The following is a 24,831-nucleotide window of genomic DNA, read 5'->3' on the forward strand; positions in this document are numbered from 1 at the left end:
GCGCTCACGCTTCGCGTAAAAGCATCGACTCCCGCACGCCCGCCGACACCCAGCGGCTCTTGCCCGCGCGCTTCGCTTCGTAAAGCGCGTTGTCGGCGTCACGCAGCACGCCGTCGAGTTCGTCGTGATGATGGTCGAACCTCGCGATGCCGATACTCACGCCGATCTGCAACGGCACATCGCCATCGGTGTGAAACGGCTTTGCGAGTTCGCGCACGACCACATCCGCGAGCACGAGCGGATCGGTCTGCGGCGGCGTGACGATCACGAACTCGTCGCCGCCGAGCCGCGCGACCAGCGAGCCTTCGCCCGACAGATGACGCAGCCGCCGCGCGACCAGCGCAAGCAGCGTGTCGCCGACTTCGTGGCCGTGCGCGTCGTTGACGGCCTTGAAGCCGTCGAGATCGAGATAGAGCAGCGCGGTGCGGGCGCTGTCGCGGGCATGCCGCGGCTCGCGCGAACGCACCGCCTGAAACAGACCCGCGCGGTTGAGCAGACCCGTCAACTCGTCGTGGCGCGCACGGCGGTCGTTTTCCTGTTCGGCTTTCATCGTCGAGACGAGCATGCCGTTCAGTCGCCAAGCGGCGGCGCTCATCGCGAAGAGATAGAAGGGGATTTGCAGCAGCGTGAGCCAGAGCGTCGGCTCGCCCGCCAGCACAGCGCCGATGCAGCACGGCCCGAGCGACAGAAAGATCATCACCGCGACGAGACGCGGCGCGCCGAAGTTGCGGAAACAGATGCCGCCGACCATCGCGGCCGCCGACAGAAAAGAGAGCGTCGACGCGATCCAGTCGCCGGACAGCACCGAGACGAGCGCGCCATAGCCGACCGTCGCACCCCAGAGCGGCGCGAGCAGCACGTAGGTGTCGGTCAGCGTGGATTTGCGCTCGCGCGCCCGGCGCCGTGCGACGACGAGCACGATCAGCCGCACCAGACACACGGCCATTTCGAGCGCGAGCCAGATGTGGAAAGGCAGCGACGGATGCCGGCGATCCAGCACCCACGCGACGGCGACCGTATTGAGCACCCCGCCCGCGAAGATCGGCAAGGTGCCGAACAGGCTCCCGACGAGGGCGACACGGATCGCGCGGGGGATATCGGCTCCCGCGTGCAGCAACCACGTGGCCGCGCGTCCGCGCGGCAGGGTGAACACCTCAGTTTGATGATTCATGTTGGGTTCCGGCGGCGGCCCGGCGTTGGCTGAACCCTCGCGGGAAAGCCGGACCACACATCGGATAACGGTCGTTCGCTTCGAAACTTTAGGTACACCGCACCCAATCGCCCCGTCATCCGCGATAAAAAATATTCATTTAGCGGCAGTTCTTGACATTTTGTCCGCTTCCCGCGCTCCCGCATCCCGTCAGGCGTGCGCCGAAATCGGGCGCAAACTTACAACCCGCTGACGCGTGGGGATGACGTTGAGAATGATTCGCGTTTACGCTAGCTTCTCAAATCCTACGAAAGCGGAGCACGATTTATGGCTTACATGCGCGTTCAGCCGGCATCGTCGAAGCGACCTTCGACCTCGCCGCCGCCTCCGAATCTGTCTCTCGATGCGTACTGGCATCGGCTGCGGCCCGTCGCGCGCGCCGGCGTCACGCCGGAACCGTCACCGCCGCAGCGCGCCTCGCCCGCGCCGAGCCTGCTCGATCTCGCCATCGCGAACCGGCAGATGCTTGTGAACATGGCGCGCGGCGTCGTCGGTTGCGCGAGCCGCGCCGAGGACGTGGTGCACGACGTCTTCGTCAATCTCATCGATCTGCCGCAGCAGGACGCCGTGCGTCAGCCGATGGGCTACATCACGCGCATGGTGCGCAACGCGTCGATCGACGCCTGCCGGCGGCAAAGCCTCGAAAACATCTATCGCGCGGACGAGGAAGACGGCTTCGACGTGCCCTCGCAGGAACTCACGCCCGAAGCGCGCGTGCAGGCGCGCGATACGCTGCGCCGCGTCTGCGATGCGCTCGCGCAATTGCCCGACCGCAGCCGCACCGCCTTCGAGATGGTGCGCCTCGGCGAGGAGACGCTGCAGAGCACGGCGCGGGCGCTGAACGTCTCGCAGACGCTGGTGCATTTCATGGTGCGCGACGCGCAACAGCATTGCGCCGATTGCCTCGATGCGCGCGAGCGCAATGTCGAATGTCCGGCGTTCGTCGGCGGGCGCGCGCGGCGGCGGTAAAAAAACGCGCGGCCCGCACGTCTATTCGATGAAGACCCATTCCGCACCGGAGAGAACATCACCATGACGCAACAGCAGAACCACGCAGCGGACGATCTCGTCTACACGGTCGTCATCAACGAAGAAGAGCAGTACTCCATCTGGCCGACGTTTCGCGAAGTGCCCGCGGGCTGGCGCGAAGTGGGCCAGCGCGGCGTGAAGGCCGATTGTCTCGCGTACATCGAGAACACCTGGACCGACATGCGCCCCGCGAGCCTGCGCCGTCACATGGACGCGCTCGCCGTGCAGGCGAAGTCGCGCCTCAACTGAGCCACGCGCATTCAGGCAAATGATTCCGCAAAAGGGCATCACATGACCGAACTCACCGCGTCCGCGGCCGCGCCCGAGCTGGCCGATCTGTGCATCGAGCCGGGCCTGCCGGTCGTCGTCTCGCCGCGCGCGGGCGCCGACATCACGCTCGCCGACGCCGCGCCGCTGCTGCAACGTATCGTCGCCGAGTCGCTCGAACGCGCGGGCGGCGTGCGCTTCACCGGCTTTCGGGTGGAGTCGATCGAGGCGTTCCAGCGTTTCGCCGCGTCGTTCGGCGATCCGCTAATCGGCTATGAATTCGCGTCGACGCCGCGCAGCCAGGTCGAGGGCGCGGTGTATACGTCGACGGAATATCCGCCGCATCGCTCGATTCCGCTGCACAACGAGCAGTCGTACACACGCGAATGGCCGATGCGCATCTGGTTCCACTGCGCGCTCGCGGCGCGCTCGGGCGGCGCGACGCCGATCGCCGACAGCCGCGCGGTGTATCGCGCGCTCGATCCGGCGCTGGTGCGGCGTTTCGCCGAACGCGAACTGCTGTACGTGCGCAACTTCGGGCAGGGCCTCGATCTGCCGTGGCAGAACGCGTTCGGCACGGAAGATCCGCGCGAGGTCGAGCGCATCTGCGCGGCGCGCGGCATCGCATGCGCGTGGCGCGACAGCGACGACGGCGAGCTGCTGCTGCGCACCGAAGAGCGTTGCCAGGCGGTCGCGCGCCATCCGCGCACGGGCGACATGGTCTGGTTCAATCAGGCGAATCTGTTTCACCTGTCCACGCTCGACGAGGAGATGCAGGAAGCGCTCGTCGATGCCGTCGGTCTTGATAACGTCCCGCGCAACGTCCATTACGGCGACGGCGCGCCGCTCGAAGCCGACGCGCTCGCCGAAATCCGCGCGGTGCTCGACGACCAGCGCATCACGTTTCCGTGGCTCACCGGCGACGTGCTGATGCTCGATAACATGCTGACCGCGCACGCGCGCGATCCGTTCGAAGGGCCGCGCAAGGTCGTCGTCGCGATGGCGCAGAGTTACCGCGAGGCGCGATGACGTTCCGTACCGCGCTGCGTGCGCGTTCCCTGACCGTCGCCTATCGCGACGACGTGGTGCTCGACGGGCTCGACATCGATATCGAAGCAGGACGCGTCACCGCGCTGTGCGGGCCCAACGGCTGCGGCAAGAGCACGCTTCTGCGCACGCTCGCCGGCCTGCAGCCCGCGCGCGCGGGCGAAGTCGAAGTGAACGGAAAGCCGATCGCCTCGCTGCGCCGCCGCGCGCTCGCCCGCACGCTGACGATGCTCGCGCAGTTCAACCAGATTCCGGCGGGCCTCACGGTGCGCGAGCTGGTTGCATACGGGCGCTATGCGCACGGCAGCTGGATGCGTGGCCTGACACGCGCGGACCACGCGGCGATCGACGCCGCGCTCGACGCGAGCGGTCTCGTCGACGACGCCACGCGCGATGTCGCTGCGCTCTCGGGCGGCGAGCGCCAGCGCGCGTGGATCGCGATGGCGCTCGCGCAGGAAGCGCCCATCGTCCTGCTCGACGAACCGACCACCTATCTCGACATTCATCATCAGCTCGACATCCTGCAAGAACTGCGGCGGCTCAATCGCGAGCGCGGCCTGACGATCGTATGGGTGCTGCACGACCTGAATCAGGCGGCCGCGTTCTCCGACGAGATCGTGTTGATGCGCGCGGGGCGCATCATCGCGCAGGGTTCGCCCGAGGCGATGATCGATCCGCGCCATTTGCAGGAGACCTTCGGCGTGCGCATGCTGCGCGTCACGCATCCGCAGACGGGCGCGCCGATGTGCGTGCCCGCCTACGAAGGCGTCGAGGCGCGGGAGATTGCCGCATGACGACATTCGCCACTCGCCGCCGCCTGCGCCGCGCGGCTTCGTTCTGGGAGCGCGTATCGGTCGTGCTCGCGCTGATCGCCGGACGGAAGGCGGCATGACGACAGCCGCTCAAGCTCAGACGTCGCGACGTGACGTGGCCGCGCCGAATCGCGTCGGCGTGATCGCGGTTGCGCTGATCGCGCTGATTCTCGCGCTTGCGGCGCTGCGCCTCGGCCCGGAGTTGCGCGCGTGGCTCGATGCGCCATCGGGCAGCGATGCCGCGCAGCTCGCGCACGTCTTTCTGTTCGATCTGAGCGCGCCGCGCGTCGTGGCGGCGCTCGTCGCGGGCGGCTGCCTTGCGATCGCGGGCGCGCTCTTTCAGGCATTGACGCGCAATCCGCTCGCCGCGCCGGATCTGCTCGGCATCACGGGCGGCGCGCAACTCGGCCTGCTCGCGGCGATGATCGCGCCGGAGATCGTCGGCGCGGCGTCGGTGCCGCTCTTGTTCGTGTGCGGTCTCGCGGCGGCGGGCTGCGTCGCGGCCGCGGCGGGCGGCTGGCGCGCGACGCCATTGCGGCTCGTGCTCGCCGGCAGCGTCTGCATGCTGTTGTTCTCCGCGATCTCGACGCTCCTGCTCGCGTTCTTCGAACAGACGGTGGTCGGGGCGTCGTTGTGGGCGAGCGGCAGTCTGTATCAGCCGGGTGCGGCGGGATTGCTGTCGGCGCTCGGCTGGCTCGTGCTGCCGCTCGCCGCATTGCCGTTCGTGATCCGTCCGCTCGATCCGCTCGCACTCGGCGACGATGCCGCCGCAGCCGCCGGCGTGCCCGTCGATGCGACGCGCCTCTTCGCGATGACAGTCGCCGTCGGCTTCGCGAGCGTCGCGGTGGCGATCGCGGGACCGTTGTCGTATGTCGGGCTGATCGCGCCGAATCTGCTGCGGCAAGTGCGCGGCGCAAAGGCGTCGAAGCTGGCGGCGCTCGTGCCGCTTTCGGCGCTCGCGGGCGGCGCGCTCGTGCTCGCCACCGACAGCGCCGTGCTCGCGCTCGGGCTCGATTCCACGTTGTCGACAGGCGTCGCCATCGCGTTCGTCGGCACGCCGCTGATGCTCGCGATGATCCGCAGCGGCGCGGCCTGGTCCGGCGCGCTGCATGCGGGCCCAGCGCGCGAAGCGGTGAAGCGCGGCATGCGCGCGGTGCGGGCGTTGTCGGCGTTGCCGACGCCGGTGCTCGCGGCGTTGCTGCTCGCGACCGGATGCGCGGTGGTTGTCGTGGGCGCGTCCATCGGTCCGACGATGCTCGGCCCGGCGCGCTGGATCGATGCGTTATCTCATCGCGACGACATCGCCCGCATGCTGCTCGAACTGCGCGTGCCGCGCCTGTTGTGCGCGCTCTTCGCGGGCGCCATGCTCGCGGCGAGCGGCGTGCTGATGCAGAGCATCGTGCGCAATCCGCTTGCCGGTCCCGAAGTGCTCGGCGTGACGCAAGGCGCGGGACTCGCGACGCTCGCCGCGCTGATGATCTGGCCGCTCGCAGGCCATCTCTTTCTCGCGGCGGCCGCGCTCGTCGGCGGCGGCGCGACGCTCGTCATCACGCTGCTGTTCAACCGGCGGCATCAGTACGCGCCGCTCGCGGTGGCGCTGACGGGCATCGTCATCGGCACGTTGTGCACGACGCTCGCGCAATGGCTCATCACGCAACAGAGCGTGCAACCGGCGCGCTTCGTCGTGTGGCTGGTCGGCGGCACGTATGGACGAAGCTGGGGCGAAGTCGCGACGATCCTGCCGTGGTGCGTGCTCGCGCTGCCGGTGCTGGCGCTGCTCGCGCGGCCGCTCGATCTGCTCGCGCTCGGCGACGAACAGGCGTCCGCGCTCGGCCTGCCGATCGCGCTGCTGCGCCCGCTCGTGCTGACCGTGGCGACGCTCGCCGCGTGCGCGGCGGTGGCGGCGGTGGGACCGGTCGGTTTCATCGGCTTGATGGCGCCGCATCTCGCGACGATGCTCGGCGCGCGCTCGCACGGCACGCGGCTCTGGCTCGCGGCGTTGCTGGGCGCGCTGGTGCTGGCCGCCGCCGATCTCGTCGCGCGCACCTTGCTTGCGCCCCGCGAGATTCCGGCGGGCGTGCTGACCGCGCTGATCGGTGCGCCGTACATGCTGGCGCTGCTCGTGATCGAGACGCGGCGTGACAAAGGCCGGGGCCGCGTGCGATGACGCATCGAGCGCGCAACTTCGCCGCTTTCGCGCCGCCCGAGCTTGCGCCGTATCTCCAGAACGTGTGGCTCGGCAGTCCTGATGAATCTATCGGCGACGATGCCGTCCGTATCCCGCTGACGTCCCTTGCCGATCATCGCGACGCGTTGCTCGCCGCGATGCACGCGCTTTATGGCGGCGACGCCGAGTTGCACGCGCGCGCGCTGCTGTCGCAATGGAGCAAGTACTACTTCGGGCTTGCGGCGCCTGCGGGCGTGGCGGCGGGGCGTCTGCTCGGGCGTCCGCTCGATATGTCGCCGGAGCGCACGCATCTGGTGCTGAAGGAGGGCATGCCCGCCGCTCTTCATTTCGATGCCGATGCCTTGCACGCTCCCGACGCCGATCCTGCGCGCCGCTATGCGGGCCTCGTCGCGCATCTGGACAGTGTGATCGGCATGATCGCGGCCATGACGAAGATCGCGCCGCGCGTGCTGTGGAGCAACGCGGGCAATCTGCTGGATTATCTGCTCGCGAATTGCCCGTCGATTCTGAGCGACGACGGTACCGATGCCGAATGGCTCTTCCGCCCGGCCGACGACAACCCGCTGCGCACGCCGATACGCGATGCAAAGCCGCGTTCAACGCTTCTGCCCAACCCGTTTCGCGTGCGCCGCGTGTGCTGCGTGCGCTATGAGATTCCTGGAGAGACGCAACTGTGCGCAAGCTGCCCGCTGCTTTTGACGATGCGCGACGACGAACTCGCATTGCAGGACGCCATCCGATGAAGCGTGTGGTCACGCTTGCGGCGTGTCTTTGCATCGCGTTGGCGGGCCGTGATGCGCTGGCCGACGAGAACAAGACATGCGCGCCGCTCGCCGGCAATCCGACCGTTTCGCAATTCAGCAAGACCATGCCTGCGCATCCGAAGCGCATCGTCGTGCTGGAGTTCATGTTCGCGGAAGATGTCGCGGCGCTCGACATGACGCCGGTTGGCGTGGTCGATCCGGAGTACTACGACGGCTGGATCGGTTACGACAGCGCGCGCTTCAAAGGTGTGCCGACGGTCGGCACGCGACAGGAGCCGAGTCTGGAGGCGATTGCATCGACGAAGCCTGATCTGATCATCGGCGTGGGTTATCGGCACGCGCCGATTTTTGCGGCGCTGGATCGCATCGCGCCGACGGTGCTGTTCCAGTTCAGCCCGGATGTCCAGAAGGGCGATGGTGACGGCGCGCGTACGCAACTCGACTGGACGCGCAGCATCTTTCACACGCTCGCCTGCATGACGGGGCGTGAACAGCAGGCGCGCGATGCTGAAGCGAAACTCGATGCGGGTCTTGCCCGCGATGCCGCGCGTCTGAAGGAAGCCGGCTTGTCGGGGACGCGCTTCGCGCTTTTGCAGGAACTCGGCTTGCCCGATCGATATTGGGCTTATACGGGTAACAGCACGGCGGCGGGCGTGGCGCGTGCGCTTGGCGTTCGTTTATGGCCCGAAAAGCCGACGCGTGAAGGAACGGTGTATTTGACGTCGGCGGATTTTTTGAAGCGGCCGGATGTGGCGGTGCTGTTCGTGACGGCATCGGGGGCGGATGTGCCTGTCGATGCGAAACTCGATTCGCCTGTGTGGCGGTTCGTGCCGGCGAAGAAAGATGGGCGGGTGGTGCTCGTCGAGCCGAATATTTGGGGGTTTGGCGGGCCGATGTCGGCGTTGCGGCTCGGGGATGTGATTACGGAGAAGTTGTTGGCAATGCCGAGGGTTGGTCCTTAGCTGACTTGCTTTTTTTTCGCTGGATCCCGTATTCGTGTTGGTCTGTTAACGTTGCCCCGCACAGGGGCAACGCTAATAAACGAAAAGCCTAGCGGGATCCGGCGACAACTGCCGTAGCCTCATCCACCACCGTAGACCTGACTCCCCCGCGCGTCTCATTCACCACCATCCCGTTCTCCAGCTTCAGCACCCGATCCGCGATCGAGAAATACCGATCATCGTGCGTCACGACAATCACCGTCTTCCCTCGCGAACGCAACTCCGGCAACAACTGCTCGTAAAACACCGCCTTGAACGCCGGATCCTGATCAGCGGCCCATTCATCGAACAGATAAAGCGGTCGATCTTCGAGATAAGCCACCACCAGCGCAAGCCGCTTCCTCTGTCCCGTCGAAAGCGAACGCGTGGAAAACGCGCCATCGACCACTTTCACCTTGTGATCCAGCGCAAGCCGCGCGACGAGCGCATTGGCCCGCGCATCCGCCGCCGCGCGCGACGCATCGTTCGGATCGACGATACCGAGTAGTGCATCGAACAGATGGAAGTCATTGAACACAGCCGTAAAACGCTCCCGATAAGCCGGCCGTTCGCCCGCACCCACCGCCTTGCCATCGACTTCGATCACGCCCGACTCCGGCTCATAAAGCCCCGTCAGCACCTTCGCAAGCGTGGTCTTGCCGCTGCCATTCCCGCCGACGATAAACACCAGCTCACCCGGCCTGAACGTCAGATCGACAGGACCGATACGGAACATGCGCTCATCGCGCTCATGAAAATACGAATGCGTAACGCCGCGCATCGTGAGCGTTTCAAAGCCCGCATCCTGCGCCGATGAAACCGGCGACGCATGCACGCGCAGACTGCCGAACTCCGCCATCACCTTCTCGATGCGCGCGAGCGAAACACGCGCGGCATTCAACGTGGGAATGTTGTTGAGCAAGCCATCGAGCGGCACGAGCATGAAAAGGAACACGACGACATAACCCGCCGTCGAGCCCGCGTCCGCACGCACGCCGAGCGACGGCCAGAACGCCGCCGCGCCGAGAAACCCATAGAACAGAAAGATGATCCAGCCCACACCGACCGCGTACGCGCTGAACGCACGCCGCCGATGATCACGCACCTCGCCGATCGCCGCGCCCAGTTGCCCGTCGACGAACTGTTGCGAACGCGCGCGATGCAGCTTCAGTTCCTTCGCGCCCGCGAACAGCGCGCCGAGATAGCCGAACAGCTTGTCCTGCGATTGTCCCGCCGCTTCGAGCGATGCAATCGCGCGCTTGTCGCCGAGGTGATAGCCGAGCGAGCCCGTGACGATCGCCGCGAGCGCCAGCAGGCACACCGGCCACGATAGCCACGCGAGATAGCCCAGGCAACCGAACACGATCGATCCGTGCATGACGATGTTCGGCAGCGCGAAGAAGAGCATCGACACGTTGGTGGCATCGTCGGTCAATACGGATTGCACGGGCGCCGCGCCAATGCGCTCGACATCGCGCAATTCGGCCGCCGCGACGCGCCGCGCGACATGCTCGCGCAATTGCGCCATGGTGTCCTGCGACAGCCGCGCGAACAGCACGCCCGAAACGACTCGCGTGAGCAGCGCGATGACCGCGCATAACGCGAAGCGCCATGCGAGCGCGCCATCGGCGGAAGCGGGCGTCGATAGCGCGCGATTGAGCGTCGCGACGAGCATCACGCTCGCGATGCCGTTCATCACGCAGGCGACGAGCGCGACCGCGAATGCGCCGCGCGAGCGCTTGAGCAGCGCGAGAATCAGGCGCGCCGCAGGCTTCTGCGTGGCGGAGGAATCTAAAAGCTCGTTGATGGCAGTCATTGGCAATGCGTCGCTTAAGTCGGAAAGGGTGCGCTGAATGCGCCTCTACATAGAGACGTTTCGGCGCGCCGAATCTTTAGCGCGTAAAAGGCGGTAAATATTTTTTCGCGCGAATCGTCATCCCGAGTGAAGCCGCATTTCCAGCGGCCCCATGTTCATGCCGCAGCTTTTTCCGATGCGGCGGAGCCCCGAAGGAATTCATGCCGATGACGAGTTTCCCGACCGCGCTGCATTTGCGTATCAAAGCCCTCGCGCGTCTTCAACCCGAAGCGCCCGCGCTCGCCTTCAATGGCCACGACGACGCGCGTCTTTCACGCGGCGAACTCGACGCCCGCGCTTCGCGGCTCGCGGCGCGCCTGCGCGCGGCCGGCGTCGGCGTTGAAGTGCGCGTCGGCGTGTGCGTCGAGCGTTCGTGCGAACTGTTCGTCGCGCTGCTCGCGGTGCTGAAGGCGGGCGGTGTGTTCGTGCCGCTCGATCCGCATCATCCCGCCGCGCGCCTCGACTGGATCGCGAAAGATGCGAACCTCGCGCACGGTATCGTCGATGCCACCGCCGATGACGCGATGCGCGCACGCTTTGCGCAATGCTTCGACGTGCAGCACGACGATATCGACGAGCCCGCACTCGATGACGACACGCCCGTGCATCCGCGCGCGGCCGCGTACATGATCTATACGTCGGGCTCGACGGGCACGCCGAAAGCCGTCGTCGTCGAGCACGGTCCGCTCGCTGCGCATTGCGATGCGCTCGCCCAAGCGCTCGGCATCGGCGAGCGCGATAGCCTGCTGCACTTCGCATCGGTCAATTTCGATGCCGCGCACGAGTGCTGGCTCGCGCCGCTCGCGGTCGGCGCACGTGTCGTCATCTCCGCGCCGCCGCCGTTCGCGCCCGAAGCGGCGCATGCGCTGATCGAACGCGAAGGCGTGCACGTCGCCGCGTTTCCGCCTGCTTATCTGCGTGAGTTCGCGGGCGTCGCGGAGCGCAAGGGCGTGCCCGCATCGCTGCGCGTGCTCGCGTTCGGCGGCGAGGCGCTGTCGCGTGAAGCGTTCGCGCACGTGCGGCGCGTGTTCGCGGCGCAGCGCCTCATCAACGGTTATGGGCCGACCGAAGCCGTCATCTCGCCGATGCTGTGGCCGGTCGATCCGCATGTCACGCCCGATCTCGGCGATGCCGATGCCTACGCGTCGCTGCCGATCGGTCGCGTGATCGGTCCGCGTGTCGCGCGCATCGACGATGGCGAGTTGCTGCTCGGCGGCGTGTGCATCGCGCGCGGCTATCACGGTCGCGCGGCGCTCACCGCCGAACGCTTCGTGCCGGATGCGTCGGGCGAACCGGGCGCGCGCATCTATCGCACCGGCGATCTCGCGCGCGAACGTGCCGATGGCGCGTACGACTATCTCGGCCGCATCGACGACCAGGTGCAGATTCGCGGCGTGCGCGTCGAGCCTGCCGAAATCGCGGCATGCCTGCGTGCGCATCCATCGATTCGCGACGCGGCCGTGCTCGCCGAGTCGATGAATGGCCGCACGCAACTAACCGCCTGTCTCGTCCTCGCCGATGAAGCTGCGAGCGATGCCGCGCTGAAGACGTATCTCGCGCAACAGTTGCCGGCAGCGTGGCAGCCGCATCGCTTCGTGCGGCTCGCGCGTTTGCCCTACACGTTGAATGGCAAGCTCGATCGCGATGCTGTGAAGGCACAGGTTGCGTCGGCTTCGGCCGTGCGCGATGCCGATTTCATCGCGCCCGCGTCCGCGACCGAACAACGTCTCGCGCAAACCTGGCAGCGCATTCTCGACGATGCCGCGCCCATCGGGCGCGCGGACCGATTCTTCGAGCGCGGCGGCGATTCGCTCGCGGCGATGCAACTGCAGGCGGCGATTCGCATCGACTGGCGCGTGAATCTGCGTCTCGATGCGATCTTCGACGATCCGTCGCTCGAAGCGCTGGCCGCATTGATCGATAGAAGCGCCGAAGAGACCAGCGCTGTGTCGATCATCAAGCGTGCCGCATCGACGAGCGAACGGCCTGCATCGTTCGCGCAGCAACGCTTCTGGGTGCTGGCGCAAACGCGCGATGCGGGCTCGGCGTATCACATCGCGGGTCATTGGGATATCAGCGGCAAACTCGACGCACACGCGCTGCAAAGCGCACTCGATCATGTGATCGAGCGGCACGAGGCATGGCGCACGACGCTCGTCGAGAACGACGACGGCATCGTGATGCAGCATATCCACGCGTCCTTGCCGGTCGCGATCGTGCGCGCAAGCGTCGACGGCCCCGACGCTGCACACGCGCTCGCTCAGCGTCATGCAGGCGAAGCGTTCGATCTGTCGAACGGTCCGCTGTTGCGCGCGACGCTCGTCTCGTTCGCCGATGATTCGCATCGTCTGATGCTGACCGCGCATCACGCCATCACCGATGGCTACAGCTCGCGCATCGTCTTCGACGAACTCGCGCAGGCGTATTGCGCTTACGTGCAGGGCCGCGCGCCCACATTGCCCGCGTTGCCGATCCAGTACGCGGATTACGCGCAATGGCAGCGCGAACTCGTCGCGGGCGAAGAGGGCGAACGTCAACTGGCCTACTGGCGCGGCGCACTCGATGCGGCACCCGAACCGCTCGCGCTGCCCTATGACCGCGCGCGTCCGGCGGAGCGCGACCATCGCGGTGGACGTGTGTCGTTGCGCTTGTCCGCGGATACGTCGAACGCATTGCGCGAGCTTGCGCGCAGCGCGCACGCATCGCCGTTCGTCGTGTTGCTGAGCGCGTTCGATGCGTGGCTTCATCGACTCACGGGGGCAAACGATTTCGTGGTCGCGGCGCCGGTCGCGCATCGGCAGCGGCCCGAGACTGCATCGATGATCGGGCTGTGCCTCAACACGCTCGCATTGCGCGCGCGCGTCGAAGCGCATCAAACGTTTTCCCAATTGATCGAGGCGACGCGCATGCATGCGCTCGCTGCATTCGCGCATCAGGACGTACCGTTCGATCGCGTGCTCGACGCGGTGAAACCGCCCGTCGCGCGCGGCGATGAATGGCTGCGCGTGAAGTTCGCGCAGCAGTTCGATGCGGAACTGAAGGCGACGTTGCCGAACGCATCGGCGATCGCGACGCCCGGCCCGGATCTCGCGGCGCGCTTCGATTTCGCGCTCGATTTCACCGACGATGCACGCGGCTTCGAACTCGTCGCGGCCCATGCGCGCGATTGCATCGACGACGCCACCGCGCACGCCTGGCTCGCGAGCTTCGCGACGCTCGTCGCCGATGCGGTGCGCGATCCTTCGCGCACGGTCGCAGCGCTCGATTGCGCGACGCAACCTGATTCGCAACGAGGCCGCGCGCTGAACTTCGACGCGAACGATATCCTCGCGCTGATCGCGCAGCATGCGGGCGCGACGCCGCATCGCATCGCGCTCGCGGATGCGCACACGCAAATCAGCTACGCCGAACTCGACGATGCATCGAATCGTATCGCGCTCGCGCTGCGTCAGCGGGGCGCGCAGGCGGAACACGCGGTGGCACTCTGCATCGAGCGTTCGGCGCGCTTCGTCGTCGCGTTGATCGGCGCGATGAAGTCGGGCGCGTACGCGGTGCCGCTCGATCCGGCGATGCCGCAGGCACGCCTCGACGCCGCGATCGACGCATGCGGCGCGCGCCTCGCGCTGATCGCGACGAAGGACGACAACGCGCCGCGCGCACTCGGCCATGCGCAGTTGCTCGATGTCGACGCACTCTCGCACGATGCGTCGCTCGCCAATGCCGCCGTGCAACGCGTGCAGCCCGCGCCCGATCAGATCGCTTACGTCATCTTCACATCGGGGTCGACAGGAACGCCGAAGGGCGTCGCGGTGTCGCATCGTGCGCTTGCCGACTACGTGCAAGGCATGCTCGATGAACTCGCGTTCGCGCCCGGCGCATCGATGGCGATGGTCTCGACCGTCGCCGCCGATCTCGGTCACACGACGCTCTTCGGCGCGCTGTGCTCGGGACGCACCTTGCATCTGTTGCCGGCTCAGTGCGCGTTCGATCCTGACCGCTTCGCCGCCGAAATGCACGCGCGCGAAGTGGGCGTATTGAAGATCGTGCCGAGTCATCTGCACGCGTTGCTCGAAGCGCAACATCCGGCTGACGTGCTGCCTTCGCATGCGGTCGTGACGGGCGGCGAACTGCTGCCGTGGGCGCTGGTCGATCGCGTGAAGGCGTTGAGGCCCGCGTGTCGCGTGATCAATCACTACGGCCCGACCGAAGCGACCGTCGGCGCTATCGCGTGCGAGGCATCTTCTTTTGCCGACGATGAACGCGGCTCGCAAGGCGCGCCGCTCGGACACCCGTTGCCGAATGCCTGCGCGTATGTATTCGATGCATCCGGCGCATGCGTGCCGCCAGGCGGGATCGGCGAGTTGCATCTCGGCGGTCCGGGCGTCGCGCGCGGTTACATCGGACGCGCGGCAGCGACGGCGGAGCGCTTCGTGCCGCATCCGTTCGCGCACGGCGAGCGGCTCTATCGGACGGGAGATCGTGTGCGTCTGCTCGCGCATGGACGCATCGCGTTTCTCGGGCGGGTCGACGATCAGGTGAAGATTCGCGGCTATCGTGTCGAGCCGGGCGAGGTGAGCGCGGCGCTTCGTGCGATCGAAGGCGTCGCGCAAGCCGAGACGTTGCCCGTCGATCGTGATGGACGCGTGCAGCTCGCATCCTTCGTGACCGGTTCCATCGCTGATGAAGCCGCGCTGCGTGCCGCGCTCGCCGCTCGCTTGCCGGATTACATGGTGCCCGCGACGATCGTCGTGCTCGACGCGCTTCCGGTGACGGGCAACGGCAAGATCGATCGCGCCGCGCTGCGCGACATCGCGATGAAGCCGGTGGAAACGTTCGCCGCGAGCGATGCGCCGCAAGGCACTGCCGAAGAAGCGATCGCTGCGGTATGGAAGGACGTGCTGAAGGCGAAGCAGGTCGGCCGTGACGATAACTTCTTCGAACTCGGCGGTGATTCGATTCTCGTGTTGCAAGTGATCGCGCGTCTGCGCAAGCGCGGTCTGCGCGCAACGCCGAAGCAGGTCTTCGACAACGCGACCGTCGCGCAACTCGCGCTCGTCGCGAAAGCGATCGAGACAACGGAAGCGAAAGCGCCCGTCGCGGTAACGACGCAGGGCGGCGACAATCCAATGCTGACGCCCGCGCAATTGCGCTTCTTCGCACTCGACATCGCGCAACGCGGCCACTGGAATCAGTCGATCGAACTGGATGCGCACGCGTCATTCGATCTCGATGCCTTCGCGCACGCCTTCGATGCGCTGCTGACGCATCACGAGATTTTCCGGCAACGCTTCGAGCGCGATGGCGCAACGAATGCATGGCGCGTCATTCAGGCGCAGAAAGCGTTCGATACGCTGCCGCTCGCGGCCATCGCCGCGCGCGACGAAACCGACGCACTCGCGCAGTTCGATGCGATTCAACGCACGCTCGATCTCGCACGTGGACCGCTCGCGTGCGCGCTTGCCGCGTCGCTGCCGGACGGCCGCACGAAGGTCTATCTAGCGATTCATCATCTGATCGTCGATGGCGTGTCGTGGCGCATCCTGCTCGACGATCTACAGAACGCGTATCGCGCGGCGCAAACGCGCGGCGTCGCGAGCCTCACGCGCACCGGCGCGACGGCGGCGCACTGGGCCGCGCGTCTTGCCAAGGCCGCGCGCGACCCGCAGTCGCCGTTCGCCGGCGAAGCGCAATACTGGACGACGATGGCGTCGTGGGGCGATGACCTGCATCTCGATCACCCTGAGGCGAAGGCGACCAACGCCGATGCGCAAATCATCGAACAGACGCTCGATGCGGCGCTCACGCGCGCCGCGCTGACCGATGCCAACGCAGCCTGGCGCACGCAGACGGTCGAGTTGCTGATCGCGGCGCTCGCGCATGCGATCGGCGCGACGTGCCGCATCGAACTCGAGGGACACGGCCGCGAGCCGCTTTTCGACGACATCGATGCAAGCCGCACGCTCGGCTGGCTCACGAGTCACTATCCGGTGTCGGTGCCGGTCGAGGCGACGCCCGGCGCGACGCTCGGCGCGACGAAAGACACGTTGCGTGCCGTGCCGCACAAGGGGCTCGGTTTCGGCGTGCTGCGCCATTACGGCGACGATGCGACGCGCGCGTCACTCGAAGCGCTGCCGCGTCCGCGCGTGACCTTCAACTATCTCGGCCAGTTCGATTCGCATGACGCGCGCGAAGCCGCGTTCTCGCCGCGTTTCGGCGGCGCGGGCTGCGAGCGCGATCCTTTGGGGCCACTCGGCAACGCGCTCGCGATTCACGCTTATGTCGGCAATCAACGCACGTTCAAGCTGCATTGGGTCTATGGCTCGACGCAATTCGAACGCGCGACCATCGAAGCCCTTGCGCAACGCTTCGAAAGCACGCTCGTTGATATCGTCGCCGCATGCGCCGAACGCATCGCGAGCAAGGGCGCGGGCGCGACGCCGGGCGACTTCCCGCTCGCGCGCGATGGCGGTCTGACGCAAGCGGCGCTCGAACGCGTGGCGGTGGATCTGCGAGGCGTCGCCGATATCTATCCGCTGTCGCCGATGCAGCAGGGCATCCTGTTCCACTCGCTGTTCGCGCCGGAGCAATCGACCTATGTGAACCAGCTCGCGGCGACGCTGATCGCGCCCGATGTCGAGCGCTTGCGCGCCGCGTTCGAAGCCGCGCCGCCGCGCCACGATATCCTGCGCACGGCCTTCACACCCGACGAAGCCGCGCCGATGCAGATCGTGCATCGTCACGCGCGCATGCCGTTCGACGTGCTCGACTGGCGCGATCGTCGCGATGGGTTGGCATCGTTCGAAACGTGGCTCGCCGAAGACCGCGCGCGCGGCTTCGACCTCGCGACACCGCCGTTGATGCGCGTCACGCTGATCCGCCTGACGGACGACGAATGGCGCATCGTGTGGACGCGTCATCATCTGCTGCTCGACGGCTGGAGCACTGCGCGCATGTTCGCGGATGTCTTGCGCGACTACATCGAACCGCCTCGCGCTCAGCCTTTCGCGGCGCATGCGAAGACGCGCTATCGCGACTTCATCGCTTGGCTTGCCAAGCGCGACGTCGAAGCGGACGAAGCATTCTGGCGCGATCGTCTCGCGCGCCTCGACGAACCGACGCGCATCGCCGAGCGTGAAGCCAGCGATAAGCCTTCGCTCGACGATCATCGCACGTGGCGCGCGACGCTCGATGCCGCGACGACCACGCGCCTGACCGACGCCGCGCGCCGTCTGCGCGTGACGCTCAACACGCTCGTGCAGGGTGCGTGGGCGCTCGCGTTGCAACGCATGACGCATCAAGCGAGCGTCGCGTTCGGCGCGACGGTGGCGGGGCGTCCCGACACGCTGCAGGACATCGACGGCGTGCTCGGCCTCTTCATCAGCACGGTGCCGGTGATCACCGCGCCGCTGCCGCAACGTGCCGCGTCTGAATGGCTACGCGAATTGCAGTCCGACAACGCCGCAGCCAACGAACACGCGCATACGCCGCTCGCGGATATCCAGCGCTGGGCGGGTCAGGGCGGTGGCGAATTGTTCGATACGCTCGTCGTGTTCGAAAACTATCCCGTCGATGAAGCGTGGGCCGGCCGCGATCCGCGCGCGCTGACGATGCGCGATCTTCGCAACATCGAAGCAACCGACTTTGCGCTGACGCTCGTCGTGGAAGCGGGCGAATCGATCGTCATCGATTACGGATACGACGCCGCGCGTCTCGATGAAGCGCGCGTGGCGGCGCTGCATCGCGCGTTGTCCGCCTGTCTGGATGCCTTCGCCGACAACGCCGATGCGCCATTGGGTTCGATCTCGCTCGCGGAGGACATTACCCGTTTCAACGCGACGTCGCGTGAATGGAACGCTGTGCAAAGCGCGCCGCTGCATCGACAGTTCGAGCGCATGGCGAAGGCCGCGCCGGACGCCATCGCGCTCGAAATGACCGCTGTCGATGGCGCGCTGCATCGCATGACGTATGCGGAGCTGGACGCGCGGGCGGATCGTGTCGCTGCCGCGCTGGTCAGTGCGGGCGTCGCGCCGGACACGGCGGTTGCGTTGTGTGTCGAGCGTTCGTTCGAAATGGTCGTCGCGTTGTTCGGCGTGTTGAAGGCGGGTGCGGCGTATCTGCCTGTCGATCCGGACTATCCGGCGGAGCGCATCGCCTACTTGCTCGACGATGCGAAACCTGCCGTCGTGCTGACCCAGGCGCACTTGCGCGAGAGCGTCGAAGCGGCTGCGTCGGGCGCACGCGTATTCGATATCGGCGCGCTCATGCAGAGCGATGCGACGCTTGCATCGCGCGTCGAAGTGACCAGCGCGCAACTGGCGTATCTCATCTACACGTCGGGTTCGACCGGCAAGCCGAAGGGCGCGGGCAACACGCACGAGGCGCTTTCGAACCGCATCGCGTGGATGCAGGACGCGTACCGTCTGACCGACGCCGATGTCGTGCTCCACAAGACCCCGTTCGGCTTCGATGTCTCCGTGTGGGAGTTCGTCTGGCCGCTCGCGACGGGCGCGAAGCTCGCGATTGCCGCGCCCGGCGATCATCGCGATCCCGCGCGTCTCGTTGCCGCGATCGAGGCGCATCGTGTGAGCACGCTGCATTTCGTTCCGTCGATGCTTGCGGCGTTCGTTGCGCATATCGACGAGTTCGGCGAGGCCGCGCGCTGCGCGAGCATCGAGCGGATCGTTGCGAGTGGCGAAGCGCTCGCGCCGGAACTCGTCGCGCGCGTGGCGCGGCTCTTGCCGCACGCGCGTCTTTACAACCTCTACGGCCCGACCGAAGCGGCCATCGACGTATCGCACTGGACCTGCCAAGCGAGCGATATCGATGCGCCTTCCGTGCCGATCGGCCATCCGATCGCGAACCTGCAACTGCATGTGCTCGACGCGGCGCTGCATCCGGTGCCTGCCGGCGGCATCGGTGAACTGTATCTCGGCGGCGCGGGCCTCGCGCGCGGTTATCTCGGACGCGCGTCGCTGACTGCGGAGCGCTTCGTGCCCGATCCGTTCGTCGCGGGCGCGCGGCTCTATCGCACGGGCGATCTCGCGCGCCGCCGCGACGACAACGCGCTCGATTACCTCGGCCGCATCGATACGCAAGTCAAGCTGCGCGGACAACGCATCGAGCCGGGCGAGATCGAGGCGCTTCTGCGCGGCGAACCGAATGTGCGCGATGCGGTCGTGATCGTGCGCGACGAACAGTTGATCGGCTACATCGCATGCGGCGCGCCCGATGCGTTCGATGAAACCGCCGCGCTGAATTCGTTGCGTTCGCAACTGCCTGCCTACATGGTGCCCGCGCATGTGATCGCGCTCGACGCGTTGCCCGTCACGCCGAACGGCAAATGCGACCGCAATGCGCTGCCCGCGCCGGAGCGCGCGCAAAGAACCGTCGAAATGCCGCAGACGCCGACCGAGCGCGAACTCGCGGCGATCTGGCAGCGCGTGCTGCATATCGAAACCGTCGGACGCGATGACGATTTCTTCGCGCTGGGCGGCCATTCGCTGCTCGCGACGCAGGCGAACGCGCAAGCCAATCTGCACTGGTCGCTGACGCTGCCGTTGCGCACGCTCTTCGACCAACGCACGCTCGCGCGCTGCGCCGCCGCGATCGACGCCGTACTGAATCAGCGCCACGCGACAGGCGACGCACACGATGCGGCGAGCGCCATCGACGCCTTGCTCGATGAACTGGAAACGCAATGACAAGCACAAGAGAAAACAAACCCGATCTGCTCTCGCTCGCGACACGCTTCGCGCAGTTGCCCGATGCGCAGCGCACGGTGTTCGTCGCGCGGCTCGCGGAGGCGGGCATCGACTTTCGCATGCTGCCCATTCCGCCGCGCGCGCGAGGCGATGCGTGCCTGGCGAGCGTGCCCGCTTCGTTCGCACAGACGCGCTTGTGGCTGCACGCGCGCATGATCGATGAACCCGCGGCGTATCACATCACCGAGCGTCTGCAACTCGACGGCACGCTCGATGCGAATGCGCTGCGCCTTTCATGCGATGCACTGATCGCGCGTCACGAAGCGCTGCGCACGACCTTCGCCGAAAGCGCGGACGGCGTGCTGCAAACCGTGCATGCGCCGATGCGCTGTCCGTGGCAGTCCGTCGATCTCACGCACGTGCCCGAGGCGCAACGTGAAGCACGCGCCACCGCGCTCGCACTCGCCGACGAAGCGCGCCCGTTCGATCTCGCGCACGCGCCGCTCATGCGCGCGCATCTCATCAGGCTCGATGCGCACACGCACTGGCTTTCGCTGACGACGCATCACATCGTGTCGGATGGCTGGTCCGCCGATATTGCGCTGGCCGAACTCGCATCGTTCTATCGTGCATATGCGCGCGGCGAGGCTGTGTCGGTCGCGCCTTTGCCGATTCAATACGCGGATTACGCGCTCTGGCAACGCCGCTGGCTCGATGCGGGCGAGCGCGAACGGCAACTCGATTTCTGGCGCGCGCGGCTCGATCCGTCGCGCGACGTGCTGATGCTGCCGGGCGCGGCGGCGCGTCCGAGCGAACGCAGCGCGCGCGGCGCGCGTCATGTGTTCGCGCTCGATGCCGCGCTCGCCGCACGCCTGCGCGCATTCGCCAACGAACACCGCGCGACGCCGTTTGCCGTGCTGCTTGCCGCGCTGAATGCTCTGTTCGCGCGCGCATCGGGCGAAACGCATATCCAGATCGGCGTGCCTGCCGCGAATCGCGAGCGCGCCGAGACAGCCGGTCTGATCGGCTTCTTCGTCAACACGCTGACGCTCGCTGCACGCGTGGACGCGACGCAGCCCTTCGCGATGCTCGTCGATGCCGCGCAAGACGCGCTCGTCGATGCGCAATCGCATCAGGACGTGCCGTTCGAGCAGGTGGTCGAAGCGCTGGGCGTCGTGCGCAGCGCGAGCCATCATCCGCTCTTTCAGGTGATGGCGGCCTACGGCGCGCGCCGCGCGCTGCCCGCTTTCGCCGATGTGCACGCGACCGAATTGCCCTCGGGCACGCCGTTCGCGAAGTTCGATCTGACCGCGAGCTTCGAGGAACGCGCGGACGGAACGCTCGCCGCTGCGTTCATCTACGCGCTCGATCTGTTCGAAGCCGATGCCATCGAACGGCTCTCGCGCCGCTTCGTCGAGTTGTTGCGTCATGCGCTGGACGCGCCGCAGACGCTCATAGGCGATTTGCAATGGCTGCCGCAGGACGAGCGCGCGCAACTCGATGCATGGAATCGCAACGCGCCCGAACATGCGCCGGCGTTCGTCTCCGTGCAGCAGCGCATCGCGCGTCATGCGCATGCGCGGCCCGACGCGCGCGGCGTCGCCGACATGACGCGCGCCTTCACGCGCGGCGATGTCGATGCACGGGCGACGCGCATCGCGCAACGTCTCATCGCTGCCGGCGTGCGGGCCGAGATGCGCGTGGGCGTCGCGTTGAGCCGTTCGGTCGATCTGCTCGTCGGCCTGATTGCGGCGCTGAAGTCCGGCGGCGCGTTCGTCCCGCTCGATCCGAGTCATCCGCGCGAACGCCTCGCGCAGATTCTCGACGATGCGCGCATCGAACACATCGTCACCGAGCGCGCTAGTCTGGATGCGCTGCCCGTGCCGCCGAACGCGCGCATTCTCCTTCTCGACGACGAAAGCCTCTACGCCGACGATGAAACGTCGCATATCGCATTGCCCGATGTGGCATCGGAGCAGGCCGCCTACGCGATCTATACCTCGGGTTCGACCGGCAAGCCGAAGGGCGTGATCGTCGATCACGGATCGTTCGCGCGCCATTGCGTCGCCATTGCCGAACGTTATGGCGCGACGGAGCAGGACACGTTCATGCTGTTCCAGTCGGTCAACTTCGACGGCGCGCATGAAGGCTGGTTCTCGCAGTACATCTCGGGCGCGGCGGTCGCGATCACCGCCGACACGCTCTGGCCGCCCGCGCTGACGTGCAAGCTCATGCGCAAGGAAGGCGTGACGATGACCTACGTGCCGCCCGGCTGCGCGACGCAACTCGCGGAATGGGCGCTCGTGCACGGCGCGCCGCCTACGTTGAAATCGATCACGGTCGGCGGCGAGGCGACTTCGCGCGAAGCCTTCGCGCTGATGCGCCGCGCATTTCCGAACGCGCGCATCGTCAACGGTTATGGTCCGACGGAAACCGTCATCACGCCGATGCTGTGGATGTTCAATCCCGGCGACGATCCCGCGAAGCTCGCTGATTGCGCCTATCTGCCGATCGGCACGCTGGTCGGCGCGCGCACGGCGCATGTGCTCGATGAGCGTCTGAATCCGCTGCCCGTCGGCGTGATCGGCGAACTGTATCTCGGAGGCGAAGGCGTGGGCGTCGCGCGCGGCTATCTCGACCGGCCCGCGCTCACCGCCGAACGCTTCGTGCCCGATCCGTATGGCGAGCCGGGCGCGCGTCTCTATCGCACGGGCGATCTCGTGCGGCGTCGCGCCGATGGCGTATTCGACTTCATCGGCCGCGTCGATCATCAGGTGAAGCTGCGCGGCTTGCGTATCGAACTCGGCGAGATCGAAGCGCAACTCGCTGCGCACGAAGACGTGCGCGAGGCGTGCGCCGTGGTGCGCGGCAAGGGCGCGCAGGCGGCGCTCGTCGCTTATGTCGAATTGAAAGCCGATGCACGCGAGCGCGCCGCGCTGGGCCGCGCCGCCGATGCCGTCGAACTCGACGCCCATCTGCGCCGCACGTTGCCGGACTACATGGTGCCCGCGCATATCGTCGTGCTCGATGCATTGCCGCGCAACGCGAACAGCAAGGTCGATCGCGCGGTGCTGCCCGAGCCGCCGAAGAAGGAGCGCGTGTACGAAGCGCCGGCGGCGGGCGTAGAAGCCGCGCTCTCGAAAATCTGGCGCGAGGTGCTGAACGTCGAGCGCGTCGGACGTGCGGATCATTTCTTCGAACTCGGCGGACATTCGCTCGCGGCGGTGCGTGTCGTGACGCGTGTCGCCGAGACGCTCGGACGCGACGTGCCGGTGCGCGCGCTGTTCGAAACGCCGGTGTTGTCGCAATACGCGAAGCGCGTGTTGCAGGCGGGCGCCTGCGAAGGCGCGGCGGATGCCGTGCAACGCGCATTCGAGCCTGACGAACACGGCGTGTGGCCGCTTTCCGCCGCGCAACTCGGACTCTGGTTCCTGTGGCGCGCGCAGCCGCACAGCGCCGCGTACAACATTCCGGTCGCGGTGCGCCTGCGCGGTCCACTCGATGCCGATGCCCTGCGCGAAGCGCTCGCGCAAGCGGCCGCGCGTCATCCGGCGTTGCGCACGCAACTGGTCGAACGCGAAGGCGCATTGCCGGGGCAACGGATCACGCCGATGTGGCATGTCGAGCTGCCGGTGATCGATCTCGCGGGACGGATCGACGAAGCGAAACGCATCACCGATGAAGACGCGCTCACGCCGTTCGACCTCGCCGCTGCGAAGCATCTCTGGCGCGCGCGTCTGCTGCGTCTTGCCGACGAGGATCACGTGCTGTCGCTCGTCGTGCATCACATCGTGTCGGATGGTACGTCGATCGATCTGTGGCTCGACGATATTCGCGCCACCTACGTCGCCTTGCAAAAGGGCGCGTCGGTGTCGGAGCGTGTGTCGAATGCGCTGGTGTTGCCATCGTCGGCGACGGGCGCGCGTTTGGCGTTCTGGCGCGATGCGCTTCGCGACATGCCCGCGATCGTGCTGCCCGAGCCCGAGTCGGGCCGCGTGGAAAACCCGCAATGGCTCGCGAGCCGTATCGCATTCGATCTCGATGGTGCGCTCGTCGAACGTGCGCGCTCGCTCGCGATGGACTGCCACGCCACGCTGCCCATGCTGTTGCACGCGGCGCTCAACGCGGCGCTGCACGGTTTGACGGGCGCGGACGATCAGCCCATCGGCGTACTCGCTTCGACGCGCGAATCGACCAGCGATGCCGCCCGCGACGCGCTCGGGCTCTTCATCAACGCGGTGGTCGTGCGCACGCGCATGACGAAGCTCGATACGCCCGCGAGCCTGCTCGCCACGGTGCGCGATGCCGCGCTCGCCGCCTACGCGCACGCCGACGTGCCATTCGCGGATGTCGTGTCCGCCTTGAACGCGCCGCGTCCCGGCGCGGGCAATCCGCTGTTTCAGGTGATGTTCAACTACCTTCGCCCGGCCGCGATGGCCACGCGCGACTGGGCGGGCCTCGCAATAGAAGGCTTCGACGATGTGCGTCATCGCGTCGTGTTCGATCTGGAACTGGACGTCACCGAATATCCCGACGGCCGCGTGAGCTGCGCGTTCTCCTACGCGAACGAACGCGTCGATGGCGGCTTCGTCGAGACGCTCGCGAAGCGCTATCGCGCGACCGTCGAGCAGTTCGCGCACGCGCCGCACGATGCTTTCGACGCATCCGAAGCGGTGTTGGAGAGTGTTAAGCACGTCGCGGCTGTCGCGCCTTCAGGCGAAGTGAACGCCGATGCAAAGGCGCTCGCCGATATCTGGAGCGAACTCTTCGACGGCCAGGCCGTCACGCCGCATCAGGACCTCTTTGCAGCAGGCGCGACTTCATTCGCCGTCGTGCGCTTCGTCGATGCGGCGCGCAAGGCCGGCTTCGACATCGCGATTCAGGACGTATTCGCCACGCCCCATTTCGCGGGCCTCGCCGCGACGCTTGCGCGGCGCGTTTCGCTGGCATCGACCAATGACATCTGAGAGACACAGGG

At 66.9% G+C, this 24,831-nt stretch carries 11 protein-coding genes; 9 read left to right on the forward strand and 2 right to left on the reverse strand.

What is annotated here, in order from left to right; translation table 11 throughout:
* Positions 1–4: 4 nt before the first annotated feature.
* A complete protein-coding gene (locus AWB80_RS03415) occupies positions 5–1,171 on the reverse strand; it encodes a GGDEF domain-containing protein (protein WP_061173234.1) in 1,167 nt (388 codons plus the stop codon).
* 306 nt (positions 1,172–1,477) lie between these two features.
* On the opposite strand from AWB80_RS03415, the gene AWB80_RS03420 reads away from it, so the two are divergent.
* The 7 genes from AWB80_RS03420 (at position 1,478) to AWB80_RS03450 (ending at position 8,279) form a co-directional block, all read left to right on the forward strand.
* Entirely contained in the window at positions 1,478–2,179 is a 702-nt protein-coding gene (locus tag AWB80_RS03420; protein ID WP_061173235.1) for an RNA polymerase factor sigma-70, read from the forward strand.
* 63 nt (positions 2,180–2,242) lie between these two features.
* Positions 2,243–2,488: an MbtH family protein gene (locus AWB80_RS03425; protein WP_061173236.1), complete on the forward strand. Its 246-nt coding sequence runs from the start codon at positions 2,243–2,245 to the stop codon at positions 2,486–2,488.
* A gap of 42 nt (positions 2,489–2,530) precedes the next feature.
* Complete coding sequence (locus AWB80_RS03430) at positions 2,531–3,535, forward strand: TauD/TfdA family dioxygenase (RefSeq protein WP_061173237.1); 1,005 nt, start codon at positions 2,531–2,533, stop codon at positions 3,533–3,535.
* Positions 3,532–4,347 (forward strand): ABC transporter ATP-binding protein, encoded by an 816-nt coding sequence (locus AWB80_RS03435; protein ID WP_061173238.1) that lies wholly within the window; start codon positions 3,532–3,534, stop codon positions 4,345–4,347. The genes AWB80_RS03430 and AWB80_RS03435 overlap by 4 nt, the downstream gene beginning before the upstream one ends.
* A 94-nt stretch (positions 4,348–4,441) precedes the next feature.
* The gene (fhuB, locus tag AWB80_RS03440) at positions 4,442–6,532 is read left to right on the forward strand and encodes a Fe(3+)-hydroxamate ABC transporter permease FhuB (RefSeq protein ID WP_061173239.1); all 2,091 of its coding nucleotides are present in this window, start codon (positions 4,442–4,444) and stop codon (positions 6,530–6,532) included.
* Positions 6,529–7,296, forward strand: a complete 768-nt coding sequence (gene fhuF / locus AWB80_RS03445) for a siderophore-iron reductase FhuF (protein ID WP_061173240.1) — start codon at positions 6,529–6,531, stop codon at positions 7,294–7,296. Before fhuB ends, fhuF begins: the two co-directional genes overlap by 4 nt.
* Positions 7,293–8,279, forward strand: a complete 987-nt coding sequence (locus tag AWB80_RS03450) for an ABC transporter substrate-binding protein (protein ID WP_061173241.1) — start codon at positions 7,293–7,295, stop codon at positions 8,277–8,279. The genes fhuF and AWB80_RS03450 overlap by 4 nt, the downstream gene beginning before the upstream one ends.
* Before the next feature lie 88 nt (positions 8,280–8,367).
* On the opposite strand, the gene AWB80_RS03455 is transcribed toward AWB80_RS03450, so the two are convergent.
* Complete coding sequence (locus tag AWB80_RS03455) at positions 8,368–10,113, reverse strand: cyclic peptide export ABC transporter (RefSeq protein WP_061173242.1); 1,746 nt, start codon at positions 10,111–10,113, stop codon at positions 8,368–8,370.
* 206 nt (positions 10,114–10,319) lie between these two features.
* On the opposite strand from AWB80_RS03455, the gene AWB80_RS03460 reads away from it, so the two are divergent.
* Together AWB80_RS03460 and AWB80_RS03465 are read left to right on the forward strand one after the other, a co-directional pair.
* Positions 10,320–19,853, forward strand: a complete 9,534-nt coding sequence (locus AWB80_RS03460; RefSeq protein WP_061173243.1) for a non-ribosomal peptide synthetase — start codon at positions 10,320–10,322, stop codon at positions 19,851–19,853.
* Positions 19,850–24,820, forward strand: coding sequence for a non-ribosomal peptide synthetase (locus AWB80_RS03465; protein WP_061173244.1), 4,971 nt, complete (start codon positions 19,850–19,852; stop codon positions 24,818–24,820). Before AWB80_RS03460 ends, AWB80_RS03465 begins: the two co-directional genes overlap by 4 nt.
* Positions 24,821–24,831 lie beyond the last annotated feature (11 nt).

It is taken from the genome of Caballeronia pedi, assembly GCF_001544915.2.
Taxonomy (GTDB): Bacteria; Pseudomonadota; Gammaproteobacteria; order Burkholderiales; family Burkholderiaceae; genus Caballeronia; species Caballeronia pedi.

Coding starts and splice junctions, on each gene's coding strand:
- AWB80_RS03415 (WP_061173234.1), bottom strand. CDS start 1,171: ATGAATCATCAAACTGAGGTGTTCACCCTGCCGCGCGGACGCGCGGCC.
- AWB80_RS03420 (WP_061173235.1), top strand. CDS start 1,478: ATGGCTTACATGCGCGTTCAGCCGGCATCGTCGAAGCGACCTTCGACC.
- AWB80_RS03425 (WP_061173236.1), top strand. CDS start 2,243: ATGACGCAACAGCAGAACCACGCAGCGGACGATCTCGTCTACACGGTC.
- AWB80_RS03430 (WP_061173237.1), top strand. CDS start 2,531: ATGACCGAACTCACCGCGTCCGCGGCCGCGCCCGAGCTGGCCGATCTG.
- AWB80_RS03435 (WP_061173238.1), top strand. CDS start 3,532: ATGACGTTCCGTACCGCGCTGCGTGCGCGTTCCCTGACCGTCGCCTAT.
- fhuB (WP_061173239.1), top strand. CDS start 4,442: ATGACGACAGCCGCTCAAGCTCAGACGTCGCGACGTGACGTGGCCGCG.
- fhuF (WP_061173240.1), top strand. CDS start 6,529: ATGACGCATCGAGCGCGCAACTTCGCCGCTTTCGCGCCGCCCGAGCTT.
- AWB80_RS03450 (WP_061173241.1), top strand. CDS start 7,293: ATGAAGCGTGTGGTCACGCTTGCGGCGTGTCTTTGCATCGCGTTGGCG.
- AWB80_RS03455 (WP_061173242.1), bottom strand. CDS start 10,113: ATGACTGCCATCAACGAGCTTTTAGATTCCTCCGCCACGCAGAAGCCT.
- AWB80_RS03460 (WP_061173243.1), top strand. CDS start 10,320: ATGACGAGTTTCCCGACCGCGCTGCATTTGCGTATCAAAGCCCTCGCG.
- AWB80_RS03465 (WP_061173244.1), top strand. CDS start 19,850: ATGACAAGCACAAGAGAAAACAAACCCGATCTGCTCTCGCTCGCGACA.